This is a genomic window from Halobacillus litoralis, from assembly GCF_020524025.1.
GTDB classification, from domain to species: Bacteria; Bacillota; Bacilli; order Bacillales; family Halobacillaceae; genus Halobacillus; species Halobacillus litoralis_D.
The window spans coordinates 127,535-144,572 of sequence record NZ_JAIVKN010000003.1; the positions used below are offsets into that span (position 1 = coordinate 127,535).

General features: G+C 42.0%; 15 protein-coding genes. 4 read left to right on the forward strand and 11 right to left on the reverse strand.

The window, feature by feature from the left end; translation table 11 throughout:
- Positions 1-2: 2 nt before the first annotated feature.
- The 10 genes from LC036_RS12190 to LC036_RS12235 all read right to left on the reverse strand — a co-directional run bounded on the left by LC036_RS12190 (position 3) and on the right by LC036_RS12235 (position 11,979).
- On the reverse strand, positions 3-995 hold the full coding sequence (locus tag LC036_RS12190) for an aromatic acid exporter family protein (protein WP_319004467.1): 993 nt from the start codon (positions 993-995) through the stop codon (positions 3-5).
- A 111-nt stretch (positions 996-1,106) separates the two neighbouring features.
- The gene (locus tag LC036_RS12195) at positions 1,107-1,544 is read right to left on the reverse strand and encodes a BrxA/BrxB family bacilliredoxin (RefSeq protein ID WP_226583911.1); all 438 of its coding nucleotides are present in this window, start codon (positions 1,542-1,544) and stop codon (positions 1,107-1,109) included.
- Positions 1,545-1,909: 365 nt separating this feature from the next.
- The gene (locus LC036_RS12200; protein WP_226582859.1) at positions 1,910-3,220 is read right to left on the reverse strand and encodes a dihydrolipoamide acetyltransferase family protein; all 1,311 of its coding nucleotides are present in this window, start codon (positions 3,218-3,220) and stop codon (positions 1,910-1,912) included.
- A gap of 16 nt (positions 3,221-3,236) precedes the next feature.
- On the reverse strand, positions 3,237-4,220 hold the full coding sequence (locus tag LC036_RS12205) for an alpha-ketoacid dehydrogenase subunit beta (protein WP_226582862.1): 984 nt from the start codon (positions 4,218-4,220) through the stop codon (positions 3,237-3,239).
- A 15-nt stretch (positions 4,221-4,235) separates the two neighbouring features.
- A complete protein-coding gene (locus tag LC036_RS12210) occupies positions 4,236-5,228 on the reverse strand; it encodes a thiamine pyrophosphate-dependent dehydrogenase E1 component subunit alpha (RefSeq protein WP_226582865.1) in 993 nt (330 codons plus the stop codon).
- 19 nt (positions 5,229-5,247) lie between these two features.
- On the reverse strand, positions 5,248-6,669 hold the full coding sequence (gene lpdA, locus LC036_RS12215) for a dihydrolipoyl dehydrogenase (protein ID WP_226582867.1): 1,422 nt from the start codon (positions 6,667-6,669) through the stop codon (positions 5,248-5,250).
- Between the two features lie 15 nt (positions 6,670-6,684).
- Positions 6,685-7,770, reverse strand: a complete 1,086-nt coding sequence (gene buk / locus LC036_RS12220; protein WP_226582870.1) for a butyrate kinase — start codon at positions 7,768-7,770, stop codon at positions 6,685-6,687.
- 14 nt (positions 7,771-7,784) lie between these two features.
- Positions 7,785-8,888, reverse strand: a complete 1,104-nt coding sequence (gene bcd / locus LC036_RS12225) for a Leu/Phe/Val dehydrogenase (protein WP_226582872.1) — start codon at positions 8,886-8,888, stop codon at positions 7,785-7,787.
- A 12-nt stretch (positions 8,889-8,900) separates the two neighbouring features.
- Entirely contained in the window at positions 8,901-9,803 is a 903-nt protein-coding gene (gene yqiS, locus LC036_RS12230) for a phosphate butyryltransferase (protein WP_226582874.1), read from the reverse strand.
- 100 nt (positions 9,804-9,903) lie between these two features.
- Entirely contained in the window at positions 9,904-11,979 is a 2,076-nt protein-coding gene (locus LC036_RS12235; protein WP_226582877.1) for a sigma-54 interaction domain-containing protein, read from the reverse strand.
- Between the two features lie 133 nt (positions 11,980-12,112).
- Here LC036_RS12235 and LC036_RS12240 point away from each other — a divergent pair, with 133 nt between their 5' ends.
- Genes LC036_RS12240 through LC036_RS12250 form a run of 3 tightly spaced genes read left to right on the forward strand, consistent with a single transcriptional unit; the run spans position 12,113 to position 15,026 of the window.
- Positions 12,113-12,358, forward strand: a complete 246-nt coding sequence (locus LC036_RS12240) for a DUF2627 domain-containing protein (RefSeq protein WP_226582880.1) — start codon at positions 12,113-12,115, stop codon at positions 12,356-12,358.
- A 14-nt stretch (positions 12,359-12,372) separates the two neighbouring features.
- Positions 12,373-14,280, forward strand: a complete 1,908-nt coding sequence (locus LC036_RS12245; RefSeq protein ID WP_226582883.1) for a DUF294 nucleotidyltransferase-like domain-containing protein — start codon at positions 12,373-12,375, stop codon at positions 14,278-14,280.
- Positions 14,280-15,026 (forward strand): PolC-type DNA polymerase III, encoded by a 747-nt coding sequence (locus LC036_RS12250; protein ID WP_226582886.1) that lies wholly within the window; start codon positions 14,280-14,282, stop codon positions 15,024-15,026. Before LC036_RS12245 ends, LC036_RS12250 begins: the two co-directional genes overlap by 1 nt.
- Before the next feature lie 145 nt (positions 15,027-15,171).
- On the opposite strand, the gene LC036_RS12255 is transcribed toward LC036_RS12250, so the two are convergent.
- Positions 15,172-16,521, reverse strand: coding sequence for an aspartate kinase (locus LC036_RS12255; protein ID WP_226582889.1), 1,350 nt, complete (start codon positions 16,519-16,521; stop codon positions 15,172-15,174).
- A 198-nt stretch (positions 16,522-16,719) separates the two neighbouring features.
- Here LC036_RS12255 and LC036_RS12260 point away from each other — a divergent pair, with 198 nt between their 5' ends.
- Complete coding sequence (locus LC036_RS12260; RefSeq protein ID WP_226582891.1) at positions 16,720-17,010, forward strand: hypothetical protein; 291 nt, start codon at positions 16,720-16,722, stop codon at positions 17,008-17,010.
- Positions 17,011-17,038: the final 28 nt, after the last annotated feature.

Below are 17,038 nucleotides of genomic sequence, written 5' to 3' on the forward strand. Positions count from 1 at the left end.
CCCTATACGTCGCTTTTTTTAAAGGAACGCTTAATGATTAAATATTCTTCGATTTCGTTCAATAAATGGAAAAGGCTCGCACGGACCTCAAACTCTTCTCTTGTTTCAGGGAGCGGATCCTCCCGAAACTCTTCTTTCATCGTCTTAAGCACCTTCAAGTAGATAACAGCTGTATTTCCTGGATGAATGGCATCGCCAAGATCCTCAAAAAAGTCCGCAATTTTAAAGCCATGGGCATCAGACTTTGAAATCCGGCTTACCAGTGGGAGCATTCTTTCTAAAAGTTCAAATTGTTTCGTGCGCATATGGAAATAATGATAAAAGTGGTTATGCGTCCGTAATAAATGATTTTCTACATCTCTATAAGACAATGATTTAGCCTTTTCCAGTAATTCTGCGGTTTCTGTAAGTTCTTTACCAGACCAATCATTATCTCCGTCCCTCAAAAACTGAGCCAGTTCTTTAAGGATAATAGAAAAATTATTCTCCACTTGTTTCCTGTAATCATCCAACTTATTCTCTAAGCTGGGCATATATAAGTTGAGTAGAAGTGCTGTTCCAATCCCGACAGTTATCAGGACGACTTCATTCCAGATCACACTCCACCCAATATCCCCAGATCCGTACAAATGCAAAAGGATGACAGAACTCGTCACAATACCTGGAGTAATTTTTAACCACACGGTCATCGGTATAAATGCAAAAAGCATCAATCCAATAGCTACAGGTGTATACCCAATTAATTCAAAAAAGACAAATGAAAATACCATAGCTAAAAGACAGGCAGAAAAGCGGTGCCAGGCACTTAAAAACGAACGCTTTCTCGTAATCTGTATACAAAGAATGGTTAATATCCCTGCTGATGCAAAGTTATCTAACTGGAGCATCTGTGCTGCCCAAATGGCAAAAGGCGTTCCTAGTGCCGTTTTAATGGTTCGATATCCTATTTTCAATTCATTTCTTCCCCTCGTTCTATTGTTCAAAAGCGCAAACATCTGAATAAGAGCCTTGATTCATCATTTCTTTTACAGGTCAGCCAGATGCTTGAGCTTTTAAGCAAAAAAGGATCTTTGCTTTAAAAACAAAGATCCTTATCTTTTTCTATATTATACCTCTTCACAATACTCTTCAAAACTCCGCTGCAGCTTACCAATCACTTCCATTGGCTCAAACCCTTCAATATCATGACGCTCGACCATCGTCTGGATTTTTCCGTCTTTTAACAAAGCGAATGACGGAGAAGATGGAGGATAGCCTTCGAAGTATTCACGCGCTCGATCTGTCGCATCGCGATCTTGTCCGGCAAACACGGTTACAAGCTGATCTGGACGCTTATCATAATGTATAGCGTGAGCAGCTGCAGGCCGTGCAATCCCTCCTGCACATCCACATACGGAGTTAATCATTACAAGAGTTGTTCCCTCTTTTGTTAATGCTTGATCAACTTCCTCTGGTGTAGTTAGTTCTGTATATCCTGCCTGCGAAATTTCTTCACGTGCTTTTGAAACAACATCGTTCATAAAAATATTGAAATCCATATCCATGGCCCCTTTATAAAGAAATACTATGAACATTTTACCAAGATATCAGAATGCTTTCAATTGTATTGACCATTCCTGCAAAATCCTTTAGTTATTGTTAACACACCGGAGCAATATCCAAGGGGTTATGTTTTGAAAAAAGACCCTGTTAAAGCTTAATGTTTCTATCTAATATTAGGTCTGCTCAAGAAAAGTGAAGGATTGTTGAAGACTTAAGTTCGAGGGAATGTTTCCGTTAGCTTTAGCTTCGTGTAAGGTGGGCCTGGAAACGATCGGAAAGAGGTCTCTCAATAAAACTCGGGACCTTCAGAAAATTACTGTGACATTAAAAAAGCCTCCCTGCATTTAAAGGAGGCTTTTCAAATATTTTAATAAACAGATGTATTCTCTTCAGACATTTTCTCTAAGATTTCTTTTACACGAGCAAGGAAATTACCCGCAACAAGTCCGTCTAACACACGATGGTCCAGGGATAGACATAAATTGACCATATCGCGTGCACCGAACATACCATTTTGATAAACCGGCTTCTTAACGATAGATTCGACCTGTAAAATGGCAGCCTGAGGGTGATTGATGACACCCATGGACTGAACAGAACCAAATGATCCTGTATTGTTAACGGTGAATGTGCCACCTTCCATATCTTTAGATGTCAATTTCCCTTGGCGGGCTTTACCTGCTAGATCTGTGATATCTTTCGCGATGCCCTTAATGCTCTTTTCATCGGCATCACGAATAACGGGTACGAATAATTGATCTTCTTTCGCTACAGCAATATTTAAGTTAATCGCCTTGCGTTGAATGATCTTGTCTCCAGCCCATGTACTGTTTAATTGAGGATATTCCTTCAATGCCTGTGCGACTGCTTTAACGAAAAATGCAAAGTACGTCAGACTGAAGCCTTCCTGCTGTTTAAACTGGTTTTTCTTCGCATCTCGAAGTTCCACCAAATTGGTTACATCCACTTCGACCATCATCCAGGCATGTGGGATTTCCGTCTTGGATTTAACCATATTTGCTGCAATGGCTTTACGAACTCCTGTGACCGGAATTTCAATATCTCCATCTTTCACATCAGGAGCAGAGGGTGGTGTTGGAGATGGTTGACTTTGTGTTTGCTGGGCTTCTGACGGCTTGTTATCAGCTGGTTTTTCTGCTTCAGATGCCTGCGCAGATGTCGGAATACTGCCACTTTCTACAATTTTCTCGATGTCTTTACGGGTGATTCGACCACCTCGTCCCGTGCCCTCGACCTGATTTAGATCAATAGCGTGTTCCTGAGCAAGAGTCATAACTGCTGGAGAATAACGCTTTTTACTTCCTTGGTCCTTTTTCTGTTCAGACTTTTGCGAAGTATTCTGCGTGGACGGAGCTTCCTCTTTAGAAGGGGTTTCGTCCTCAGGTTCTTGAGAAGGGGCCTCTACAGAACCTCCTCCTTCGACTTCTACATAACACATAAGATCCCCAACAGATAGAGTATCCCCTTCCGATGCAGCCAGCTCTTTAATTACTCCTGTAAAAGAGGAAGGAACTTCTGCGTTTACCTTATCTGTCATTACTTCTGCAATCGGATCGTATTTGTTAACTTTGTCGCCAGGCTGAATAAGCCAGGTACTAATCGTTCCTTCTGTGACACTTTCCCCAAGCTGAGGCATGTTGATTTTTTCTAAACCCACAGGAACTCCTCCTCTATTAAAATTCGGCGAGATCGCGCATAGCTTTTTCGACTTTATCTGGATTCATCATGAAGTGCTTTTCCATTGTTGGTGCATAAGGCATCGATGGAATATCAGGACCTGCCAGTCTCTGCACAGGGGCATCCAATTCAAAAAGACAATTTTCACTAATTATGGCAGACACCTCTGAAATGATGCCTCCCTCTTTGTTGTCTTCTGTGACAAGCAGGACTTTTCCTGTTTTTGATGCTGCTTCAATGATTCCTTCTTTATCTAGAGGATAGACCGTACGAAGATCTAAAATATGAGCATCTATACCTTCTTCTGCTAGCTTCTCAGCTGCTTGGAGTGCAAAATGCACACAAAGACCATAAGTAATTACGGTAATGTCAGAACCTTCCCGTTTTACATCCGCTTTACCAATAGGGAGCGTATAATCCTCTTCGGGAACCTCTCCTTTAATTAAACGGTACGCACGTTTATGCTCAAAGAAAAGCACTGGGTCATTGTCACGAATAGATGCTTTCAATAAACCTTTCACATCGTAGGGTGTGGAAGGCATAACAATCTTCAAGCCAGGCTGATTGGCAAAAACCGCTTCTACTGACTGTGAATGATAAAGAGCACCATGCACTCCGCCTCCGTAAGGGGCACGAATCGTAATCGGCGCACTCCAGTCGTTATTTGAGCGATAACGGATCTTAGCAGCCTCTGAAATAATCTGGTTGACAGCAGGCATAATAAAATCAGCAAACTGCATTTCAGCAACTGGACGCATGCCATACATAGCTGCACCAATTCCAACACCGGCAATAGCCGACTCTGCTAAAGGCGTATCGAGAACTCGATCCTCTCCAAATTCATCATAAAGACCATCAGTTGCACGGAACACGCCCCCACGCTTTCCTACGTCTTCACCAAGTACAAAAACTTTATCATCCCGCTGCATTTCTTCTTTTAAAGCTTGAGTGACGGCTTGAATGTAAGATATTACTGGCATAATTACTCCCCCTCCTTACTCTTCATATACATATTTCATAGCAGATTCAGCTTCCGCATAGGCTGCATTCTCAGCATAATCGGTAGCTTCATTGACGATTTGGTTGATTTCGTCGTTCATTTCTGTTTCTTTTTCCTCAGTCAGGATACCCTGCTCCCGCAGATAGTTGGCAAATGTAAGGATGGAATCTTTCTTCTTCGCTTCATCTACCTCTTCTCTTTCACGGTACGTACGATCATCGTCATCACTGGAGTGTGGTGTTAAGCGATAAGACACTGTCTCTATCAAAGTCGGCCCCTCTCCTCTACGACCACGATCAGCCGCCGCTTTCACTGCCTCATAAACGGCAAGTGGGTCATTTCCATCTACGGTATAACCCGGCATACCGTATCCAATCGCACGGTCAGAGACCTTCTCACAAGCCAGCTGCTTCGATACTGGAACAGATATGGCGTATTTATTATTCTCAACCATAAAGATGACAGGCAGTTTATGAACACCTGCAAAGTTTGCCCCTTCATGGAAATCTCCCTGGTTGGAGGAACCTTCTCCAAACGTGACAAGCGATACAAAATCTTTTTTCTCCATTTTCCCAGCTAATGAAATGCCTACAGCATGCGGAACTTGCGTTGTCACGGGGGAAGAACCTGTGACAATACGGTTTTTCTTCTGGCCGAAGTGACCAGGCATCTGCCGTCCGCCGGAGTTAGGATCTTCTGCCTTGGCGAAACCAGAAAGCATGAGGTCCTGTGCTGTCATACCAAAAGATAGAACAACCCCCATATCACGGTAGTAAGGCAAAGCATAATCTTTTTCTCGATCGAGTGCATAAGACGCCCCCACCTGAGCCGCTTCCTGACCTTGACAAGAGATGACAAAAGGAATTTTACCGGCACGGTTTAAGAGCCACATTCTTTCATCAATTTTTCTTGCTAATAACATTGTGCGAAACATGTCCAACACTTGTGCATCACTTAATCCTAATGCTTTATGGCGATTTTCAGCCATGAGATTCCCTCCTTATTTCTTATCCGTGGATTTGATTACCATCAACAGCCATAGCCGCTTCTCCAATTGCTTCGGCTAACGTGGGGTGTGGATGAATGCTTTCTGCAATTTCCCATGGAGTCGCATCGAGGACTTTGGCAAGCCCAGCCTCTGAAATCATATCGGTGACGTGTGGTCCTACCATGTGAACACCAAGTAAATCATCTGTTTTTTTGTCAGCAATTATTTTCACAAAACCTTCTGTTTCTCCGTAGACAAGTGCTTTTCCTATGGCCTTAAATGGAAACTTTCCAACTTTGATATCGAATCCTTTTTCTTTTGCAGCAGATTCAGTCAATCCCAAGCTGGCTACTTCCGGATTTGAATAAATGCAGGTAGGCACTTGTTCCGGATCCATAGGGTGCGGCGATCCATCTGCCATATGTTCTACTGCTATGATACCCTCATGCGAAGCTACGTGGGCAAGCTGCATACCACCAATGACATCACCAATGGCATAAATATGGCTTTCTTTTGTTTGGTAGAATTTATTAGTCTGTATGAACCCATTTTCCACTTGAATATCTGTATTCTCCAAACCAATATTGGTGACATTTGCTGATCGTCCAACCGAAACCAGCATGCGGGACGCTTGGTAGCTTACCGTTTCCCCTTCGACTTCGGCTTTAATGGAAATTCCATTATTTTTCTCAAGAGAGTCAGGAAGAACTTTGGCATTTGTCACGACCTCGACACCTTTACTTTTCATTTGTTTCATCATTTCCCTGGAAATGTCTTGATCTTCCGTCGGCAGTATATGAGGAAGATATTCAAGAACAGTCACCTTCACCCCAAAATCTGCAAGCATTGATGCCCATTCGATCCCTATGACTCCGCCTCCAACAATAACGATGGATTCAGGCAGCTCATCCATAAATAAAGCTTCGTCTGAAGTCATAACATATTCCCCATCAATCTCAAGACCAGGGAGGGATTTTGGGCTAGAGCCTGTAGCAACGAGGACATTTTTAGGAATCAGCATCTCGTTTTCTTCCCCATTGTTCATTTCTACCGATATTGTCCCAGCTGTAGGAGAGAAAATAGACGGTCCAAGAATCCGGCCAAATCCTTCATAAACATCGATTTTCCCTTTTTTCATAAGACCCTGAACACCCTTATGTAATGTATCAACAACTGATTGTTTTCTTTCTTGTACTTTTGCGAAATTCAATGTAGGCGCTTCCGTGGTAACACCAAAACGATCTGCTTCTTTGGTCTGGCGGAATACTTCCGCACTACGAAGCAGTGCTTTTGAAGGGATACATCCACGATGAAGACACGTACCACCGAGCTCCCGCTTTTCTACAATTGCAGTTTTAAGTCCAAGTTTCGAAGCACGAATGGCGGCTACATAACCGCCAGTTCCTCCTCCGAGAACGACCAAATCGTACTCCTGTGCCAATTTGGACACTCCTTCCTATTCTTGAAAGTTAGGGTATTGCTTTGGTATTTCTTCATTATTTAAAACTCTTAACGTACCTTCATTTAATGCTTCTAATTCATTTTCCCCAGGGTATACAAGCACATCAGCAATCCAGTGAATCCGTTTGGAGATTTCCTCAACAAAGGCTCTGCCATAAGCAAGTCCGCCAGTGAGTACGATGGCATCTACTTTCCCTTCCAATACTGCGCTCATACCGGCAATTTCTTTGGCAATTTGATAGGCCATCGCATCAAATACAACTTTAGCTTTGCGATCGCCATGAGCAATCATCTGCTCTACTTCTCTGGCATCATTTGTATCCAGATATGCCATCAGCCCACCTTGACCAACCAATTTCTTCATGACCTCGTCACGGTAGTACTGACCTGAAAAACATAGAGAAACAAGATCTCCAGCCGGGACTGTACCTGCTCTTTCTGGAGAAAAAGGTCCATCCCCGTGCAAACCATTATTTACGTCTACAACACGTCCTCCGATATGAGCACCTACAGTAATCCCCCCACCCATGTGGGTAACGATTAACCTTGCGTCCTTGTATGATTTCTGTAGTTCATTCGCGGCCCGTCTTGCTACAGCTTTTTGATTCAAGGCATGAAAAATACTTTTTCGTGGAATTTCAGGAACCCCGGATACACGAGCAAGTTCCTGTAATTCATCTACAACAACCGGATCAACTATATAGGCTCCGATATTAAGACTTTTTGCAATTTCATGTGCAATGATGCCCCCAAGATTTGATGCATGTTCACCATTATAGCCATTTTTCAAATCTTCAAGCATCGCTTCATTTACTTCATACGTGCCACCTTCAATAGGGCGAAGCAGTCCGCCCCGTCCACAGACAGCACTCAGCTTGCTAATATTAATTCCTTCCTGATCAAGTTCATCAAGAATGACATGTTTACGAAATTCATATTGATCAATGATTCGTTTATATTGATTGATTTCTTCCCCGCTGTGACGGATGGTCTTTTCAAAGACCACTTCCTGATCATCAAAAACCCCGATCTTAGTAGAGGTTGAACCGGGGTTGATGACAAGAATACGTTGTGTACCCAAATCCTAAACCCCCGTTATCCGTTCTGTTTTCTACTCAAAATATGTTGACCGTTCTGGAGAAACTGACTACGTGAACGACGCATGCGCTCGATTCGCTCTTCAGCCATACGATCGGCTGCAAGATATGTTGGAATATCATCGCGGCGTGAAATCTCAAACACACGGCTTACGTTATCGTAAATAGTTTCCACACGCTTCATCGCGCGGTCTTTGTTATACCCGTGAAGTTCATCAGCTACGTTGATTACTCCCCCTGCATTGATAACATAGTCAGGTGTATAGACGATTCCTTTTTCATGAAGAGTATCGCCGTGTTTGGTTTCTTTCAACTGATTATTTGCTGCCCCAGCAATAACTTTTGCTTTTAGTTGAGGGATTGTCTCATCATTAATGGTTGCACCAAGGGCACATGGAGCATAAATATCACAATCAACACTGTAAATATCATCAGGCTCTACCGCTGTAGCACCAAATTCCTCAACAGCACGCTGTACAGCTTCCTTATTGATGTCTGTGACAATCAAATTTGCCCCTTCTTCATGAAGGTGACGGCACAGGGTGAAAGCTACGTTCCCAACCCCTTGAACAGCGACTGTTTTTCCTTCAAGAGAATCGGAACCAAATCCTTCTTTTGCGGCTGCTTTCATTCCACGGTATACGCCATAAGCCGTGACAGGGGAAGGATCACCTGAAGAACCAAAAGCAGGAGAGATTCCTGTAACATAGTCCGTTTCTTCGTGAATCAAGTCCATATCCTGGACTGTTGTCCCCACATCTTCTGCTGTAATATAACGTCCGTTCAAGCCTTGAATGTAACGTCCAAAGGCACGGAACAATTCTTCATTTTTGTCTTGCTTAGGGTCACCGATAATTACGGTCTTACCGCCACCAAGGTTTAGACCAGCAGCTGCATTTTTGTACGTCATCCCCTTCGCAAGACGAAGTGCATCTTCGACAGCTTCGTCTTCTGTTGCATACGTCCACATACGAGTTCCACCGAGAGCCGGTCCTAAAGTCGTATCATGAATAGCAATAATGGCTTTTAATCCAGATTGCTCATCCTGACAGAAGACCAATTGTTCGTAATCATATTCTTTCATATAGCTGAAAATTTTCATGTTTATTTCCTCCTAGGATTGACTGGCTTTTAAAGCTAATGCCAGTGAATAAATTTTATTTTCTGCATCATCTGCCCTTGATGTTAAAACAATAGGGGCTTGAGCACCACTGATCACTCCCGCTACTTTAGCCTGGGCAAAATATATAAATGATTTATATAAAGCATTGGCTACTTCAATGGTAGGAACAACCAATATATCAGCGTTGCCTGCCACTTCTGATTGGACACCTTTTTGTTTGGCAGCTTTTTGATCTACAGCATTATCAAAGGCCAGAGGCCCATCTACAACACACCCTTTGATCTGCCCCCTACGGTTCATTTGGGTAAGGAGTGCTGCATCCTGTGTAGCCTTCATAGCTGGATTAACTACTTCCACAGCCGCCAGGGGAGCCACCTTCGGATATTCCCAGCCAGCCTTGTGAGCTACTTCTACAGCATTGTTGATAATTTGAACCTTTTCTTCCAGTGTAGGTTCAATGTTCATCGCCGCATCAGTTAAGAAAGTCATCTTCTCTCTTCCTGGTATTTCAAATAAAGCAACATGAGATAATACGGAACTCTTCCTGAGGCCGTAATCCTTATTTAAGACGGCTCTCAACAAAGTTTTTGTATCAATATGCCCTTTCATAACAACATCTGCCCTGCCATCTTTCACTTCCTTCACTGCCGTGCCTGCGCAGTTCTGTATAGAAGCTGAAATGACTTCGACCCCCTTTTGATCGAGGTCCAGTTCTACGTCCAGAGCGAGTCTCTTTATCTCTTCATGATTACCAACAAGTGCAAAATGGGCAATCCCGGATTCTAAAGACATTTTTACAGCTTTTAAAACTTCAGTGTCTGCTGCTTGTGCTACTGCAACCGTTTTTCGTTTTGAACGATCAACCGCTTGTACTAAGTCATCTAATGTTTTCATGTTGTCACCTCGTCCCATTTATCATAAGCAAGAATCGTGCCAATTACTTTCCATTATAAAAAGCACTCATAGCAATAATCCACCATTGCAATTCTTTGCATTATGAAAATTCCTGCATGCTATCTTTGTCTAAATTGTATTTCTCTAATTTATAGTAGAGGTTTCTTATTGACACCCCGAGTGCTTTAGCTGTCTGGGTCTTATTGAAATTATGTGACCGATAAGCATCTGCAAGCAGCTTCTTTTCGTATTCATCAACAGCCTGTTGAAGGGTTTCCCCAAGCCAGGGGCTCTGTTTATCTGGATGCCTTCGATCTATTGATGTTTTTTGAAGGTGAAGCAAATGCTCAGGTCTTATCGTATCTTCCATATTCTCCATATAAATCATAGCCCGGCCTATAATGTTTTCAAGCTCTCTTACATTCCCGGGCCACTCATAATCCTTTAACTTCTGGAAGGCCTCATCATTGAGAGAGGTCACATGACGACCATAATCTTCATTTAGTTTCTGGATAAGATGCTGTGTTAGTAAATAAATATCTTCTTTTCGCTCACGAAGAGGGGGGATATAAATCGGCAGACGGTTGAGACGGTAGTATAAGTCTTCCCTGAAAATTTTGTTCATGATTGCTTTCTCCAAATTTACATTCGTTGCTGCAATTACTCTGACATCTACATGAACTGGCTTTGTTCCGCCGACACGGATGATTTCATTTTCCTGCAGCACACGCAGAAGCTTAGCTTGCATTGGCAGCGTTAATTCTCCAATTTCATCAAGGAAGATGCTTCCATAATTGGCTTCCTCAAACAGCCCTTTTTTCCCACCGCGCTTAGCACCTGAAAATGCACCATCTTCATATCCAAACAATTCACTCTCTAACAAGGATTCTGCTATTGCCGCACAGTTGACGCGGATAAACTTATTATGACGCCGCTTGCTTTCGTTATGAATCGCATGAGCAAATAGTTCCTTGCCTGTTCCCGATTCACCTCTCAAAAGTACACTGGCAGGCGTCCGCGCTCCAACTTTCGCCTGTTCTAAAGCAAGGGTCATCTCAGGAGAATCCCCGATGATATCATCAAAAGTATACTTTGCTTCAAGGCTGCGAATGATCTGCCGGGCTCGTTTCAGCTCACTTGTAAGAGACTGTATTTCAGATACATCGTGAAGAACACCGACACTTCCTTTTAACTTGCCGTCTACAATGACGGGGGCCACATTGACAACGACGTCTTTCTTTAAAGGGCCCACTTCCATGCGTACACCACGAACAGGCCTCCTTGTCCGTAAAACCTGCATATGCATACTTTCACCCTCAGATATGTCAACGGTTGCAGGTTTTCCTACAATTTCTTCCTCTGATAACCCTGTAATTCTAGTGTAGGCAGGATTAACCATTAAACCGCTTCCATTCTCATCAACCACAGTGATGGCTTCATCTGAAGAATGGATGATAGCCTCCAGCATTGTCTTCACTTCTTTTAAGTCGGTAATCTCTTCAGCCAAGTCAACAACTTCAGTAATGTCTTTAAATACCGCATAAGCTCCAATTACTCTCTGGTCATGTCCAATCATGGGAATACGCGTTGTAATGACTTTTTTTCCATTTTCAAGTTCCAGTTTCTGATTAACTTCTTCTTTTTTAGAAGCCAATATTTTAGGGAGTCTTGACGTCGGTATAACCTCATTAACTTTGCGGCCTATAATAGAAGACTTTTTACTGCCTGTAATCCGTTCAGCACTTCGATTAACAAAAGTAATCGTTTCATGATTATCGATTACAATCATGCCATCATGGATACTGTTTAGGATAAGATGTTGGTTTTCAGTCTGCTGTTTTAACTCCTGAACAAGTGATTCTTTTTCTTCTAACAGCTCAGCTGTTACATAAGCCACGGACCCTGGAATTATGACTGTTGACCGTTTCCTGCTTTCCCGTATAGCCTGGAAGACCTCTTCTTCTCCTGTCGCTTCTATGACGATGTCAATATCTTTATGTATCCAGTCTTCCCAATATTGATCAGTTGCAATGCCTAAATCCTTCGCAAGTGTTAACCCTGACGCACCAGGATTAATATCCGTAACTGCTACAACCTGCATCCTGTCCATTTTTTTCAGCAGCTTCAATAAGGCGGTTCCACCCTTCCCTGCCCCAACAATCAGCACACGTTTCATTTCACCACACCCTGCAATATTTTGCGTAATTTAATCGTATCCTAATCTGCATGTTTTAGCAAGCATTGCAATGTTCACTCTTCCTGCCCCATTTGATATACTTATCATGGATTTAAGAAAAGGAGTTACGCCTATGCGACTAATCGCTTTACTATTATTAGTTACCCCTGGTATATTGGCCGTTTATGGAATTAAATTAGTTCGTGACGCGCTTTTTGGTGAATTTCACCAATATTTCTTTCACATAGCCATTCAAGGCATTGCCGGTTTACTATTCGTAATTGGTGGACTTGCCTTTATCGGTGGTTTTATCCTGCATAGAGACCGCAAGAGAAACTTGACCAAAGGAAGATTCAAACAAACCAACCATTCGGAATGAAGGAGTTTTGCTCTGTGACAGAGTTTGAAATGTTTAGAAAGCAATATCCATTTGATTTGCTCTCTGAAGAGGAATTTAACGAAGTATTCGGTAAAGCTGTGGTAAGAGAATTCTCAACAAATGAATTTATTATTCATGAAGACCAGAATGATGACACGATTGACATTCACTTTATGGTATCTGGTCTTGCTAAAAATATTATGCACCGTTCAAATGGCCGGCAGTTATCTGTCCGCTTTTATTATCCCGGTGATCTTGTTGGTGTCATGATTCTGCTGACCAGCGGAGAAATGAGGTTCTCTGTTCAGGCCCTGGAACCAATAAAAACGATTTGTTTTGAACGGGAATCTTTTTTGAAGATGATGTCCAACAATAATCATTTTTCAAGAGTGGTCATGGACGGAATCAGCCATTTAATGAAAAGCCTTTATGATGAAGTCAAATATAAAAGCTCTACAACAGATGACCAGGACGATCGGGAGTTATATAAAAAAAGAGCGGACGCCTATATGGAAACCCCGACATTTATTCACCCTGAAGCTTCAATCGAGAAGGCAGCCCGTATGCTTCAACAACAAAAAATTGAAGCTTTAATTGTCAGTGAAGACCAGAAAACGATGCTTGGGATGATTGGGTACGGACAAATATTAAAAGCTTATTTTGAGAACGATCACAACAATCCCGTCCGAGCATATATGGCTGAAGAAGCTTACGAAATTAATGAGCAGGAGTTTATATATGATGCTTTAAGCTATTTAAAACACCATCCGACAGAAATCATCCCTGTACTTCACAAGAACCAGGTTGTCGGCATTTTAAGACAGTCATCCTTCTTTACAATTAAGAATTCTGTCTACTTTGATCTTACTTACCGTATTTCGAATGCGACCACCATTGATGAAATTAAACCTCTGTCTCCAATCTACAATGAACGTTTTCAACAATTTATTAGAAGTTTAATTAAAGATCATATGTTTGCTTATGATATTGCGGAATTGATGACAAATTATAACGATCGTATCCACAAACAAGTTGTTCAAATCGCAGAGGACGAAATGATAAAAGAAGGTTATGGGGCACCGCTTGTCAACTATTGTTTCTTAGTAATGGGAAGCGAAGGCCGTAAAGAACAGGCCTTTTCTACAGATCAAGATAATGCAATGATATTAGCCAATTATGAAAATTCCAGGCATAAGGTTGAGATTGAGCGTTATTTTTCCATTTTCACCAAAAAGATTAACGATATGCTCAACGAATGCGGATTCCCTTATTGCACGGGGGGGATTATGGCTAAAGAAGAAAAGTGGAGACAGCAGACAAGCGAGTGGCACGCAAGCATTGATCGCTGGATCAATAAAATGGATGCTGAAGAAATTCGCGACTTCACAATCTTCATGGATTTCCGTCCAATTATCGGTGATTACTCTCTTGCCTATGATTTGAAGAAATATGTAACTAAACGTGTACAGAAGTCTTTGAACCTCCATCAGCTGCTTATGAAGGATACACTCCGGTTCAGGGTACCTGTTCAACCGTTTGGCCGCATTTCAGGTATAGGCAAAAAACGGACATTAAACTTAAAGAAATCGGCTATAATGCAGATTGTGAATGCGGTCCGTATATACAGCATGAAATATGGCATAGAAGAAATCAATACAGTCAACCGCCTTGAAGCACTTGCAGAACAGGAACGCTTTCACCCGAGAGATGTCGAGAATGCCAAAACAGCACTTCACCGCCTGATGCTGTTTCGCTTAAAAGAAAATTTAAACCAGTTAAATGATCAGGAAACTCTCTCTAATGATTTAAAGCTTGGTCCATTAAAAAAAGAAGAACGTCGATCCTTAAGAGAGGCGCTGATCATTGCCAAACGCTTGCAGCAAGTATTGGAACTAAGCTATAACCGAAATCGGGTGGTCTGATGTTACCAGTTGACTTACAAATCATTAAATACCTACTATTCGAAAAGCCGATGTACTATTTTAAGATCAAACCCTATTTAAAGTGGAATACTTATCACCAATTAGAGGAACATCTATTAGAATTCGAAAAGCAGCCCGGTTTCCCCGAAAAATCCGTGAAGGATATTGACTACACGATTTTCGACCTGGAAACAACCGGATTTCTCCCGGAAATCGGTCATGAAATCATTTCAATTGGAGCTATAAGACTCCATGGACTAGATGCCTGTCACAGCAAGAAATTCCACCAGGTCATCCGTCCCATTCGACCTGTGAACAATCAAACCCTTAGACTGACAGGGCTGTCCAGAGAGCAGTTAAAGAATGCAAGTCCCTTTATCGATGGGTTCAGAAACTTTATGGATTTCAGTAAAGGATCCGTTTTAGTAGCCCACCCTGCTAAATTTGATATGAGGTTTCTAAAAGCCATGCTGAAACGATGGCATCTGCCTGACTATAACCCTCATGTTATTGATTCTCAGCTTATGGCACAGTGGTTACTCCCGAATGTTCGTCATCAACTGGATCCGCTTCTAAAATATGTGGGCATTGAAAAACGGGATCGACACCATGCCCTTAATGATGCCATTATGACAGCCGAGCTTTTCCGATATTTATTGAACAAAACAGGCGACAATGGTGTCCATACGTTAGGGGATTTAAATAAAAAACTAGAGCAGCAAAAAAATGCGAAGCAGCGGTCATAAGCTACTTCGCATTTTTATCTTTTATGAGTTCTTCTTCATACTTTTATCATTGCAAAATAGTCTATAGATCCAACTCCGTATTATTATGAATGGAGGAGTATCCTCCTCCACAGCCGGGCTTTCAATACAGCCTTATGGATAGACCTTACTCAAAAAATGTCCGATACAGGGATTGTACCGAAGCGGCAAGACCGGAAGACTTCACACCAAACATCATGGACACCTCAGAGGACCCTTGGTTAATCATCTCGATATTTACTCCCGCTTCACGGAAAGCACATGCGGCCTGACTGGCAATCCCGACCGTTTGGTTCATACCTTCCCCTACTATCATGATCATCGCCATGTCACGCTCAATCATGACTGTATCTACCTTCAACTCTTCTTTAATGCGTTCGACAACTACCGCTTCTTTTTCCGGCGGGAGTTGATGATCGCGTAAAACTACAGACATATCATCTATACCAGAAGGAGCGTGCTCAAATGAAACTTCTTCATCCTCGAGTATCTGCAACAACCTACGCCCAAAGCCTACTTCGCGGTTCATAAGGTACTTACTTACATATAAGTTTAAAAACCCTTCATCGCTGGCGATGCCGACCACATGTGACTCACGCTCAGGCAGGTCTGCTACAATCATAGTTCCAGGCGCGGTAGGATTATTTGTATTCTTTATGCAAACCGGAATCTTCTCTTTAAATGCAGGAATGAGCGCTTCATCATGAAAGACAGAAAAACCTGCATAAGAAAGTTCGCGCATTTCACGATACGTTAATGACGTTAATTCCTTTGGCTGATCTACATACATTGGATTTACACAATAAACGGAATCGACATCTGTAAAGTTTTCATACATATCCGCTTTTAAGCCAGCCGCTACAATTGACCCGGTTATATCAGATCCTCCTCTTGAGAATGTCACGAGCTGTCCTTCAGGAGTAAATCCAAAAAACCCTGGAATAACCAGAATTTCCTGCCGGTCCCTCAGCGTATACAGTCGGTCAAAACTTTCGTCCAAGACGAGCGCTCCACCTGGTTGATCCTGCACAAGGATGCCTGCTTCTTTTGGATTCGTATAAGAAGCAGGAAAACCGCTTTTTTCTAAATAGGCACTGACTAAAAGCGCTGTCCCGTCTTCTCCACAAGATTTCAATGTATCAAGCGCCTTTGGCTCACCAGTCTTCACCAAAGAAATCGCCTGATCGATGCGATACTTGACCTCTTCGTATACACTTAAAGGAAGATCAAGGTCTGCTGCCATAGCTTGAAAACGATCAATGATCTGCTTGTAGGCATCTTCATCAAAAGCACCCTCTGGAATTGATGTTCCTACACGAATAAGCAAATCCGTAATCTTTGTGTCTCCACTAAATCTTTTCCCCGGCGCAGAGACCACAACGACTCTCCGCCCCTCTTCTGCTGTTACGATATTTTTAACTTTTTCTATTTGTCCAGCATCTGCCACTGAACTTCCTCCGAATTTTACAACTTTCATATGTACTACACCCCACTAGTGAACCAAAGTAATTAATAATTAAGAATTGTACCACAAATTAGATGTATAAATGAACAGTTTATCCGAAAATAAATAAATCGAATTTTGGCGATTTAACAATTTAAATTACAGTTTTTTAATAAAATTGTTACATATTTGTGTTTTTTCATATAATATGTATGTTGGAGGGGAAGGTGATTGGATCAAATGGTTTTGCTAAGCGATGGATTTGGAGGTTCGAGATATTATCCTGAAAACAGCGAAATTGCCGTTTTGTGTACGTATATGAATTATAATCACCGTTGTATTATCATCCACTATTTAGACCTTCCTTTAAGTTACCGCCTTATTAACAGGGATGGTTTGGAGTTTATAAAAAAGGAAGAAGAAGTCCTTTATCATTACCTGGCTGCTGAACTTGATCGGATAGACAATGGTATTTATGATAATGAAGCACTGGCCAATGAAATCATAAAATTAATGACATAAAAAAGCACGAACCCGAAAACAGTTCGTG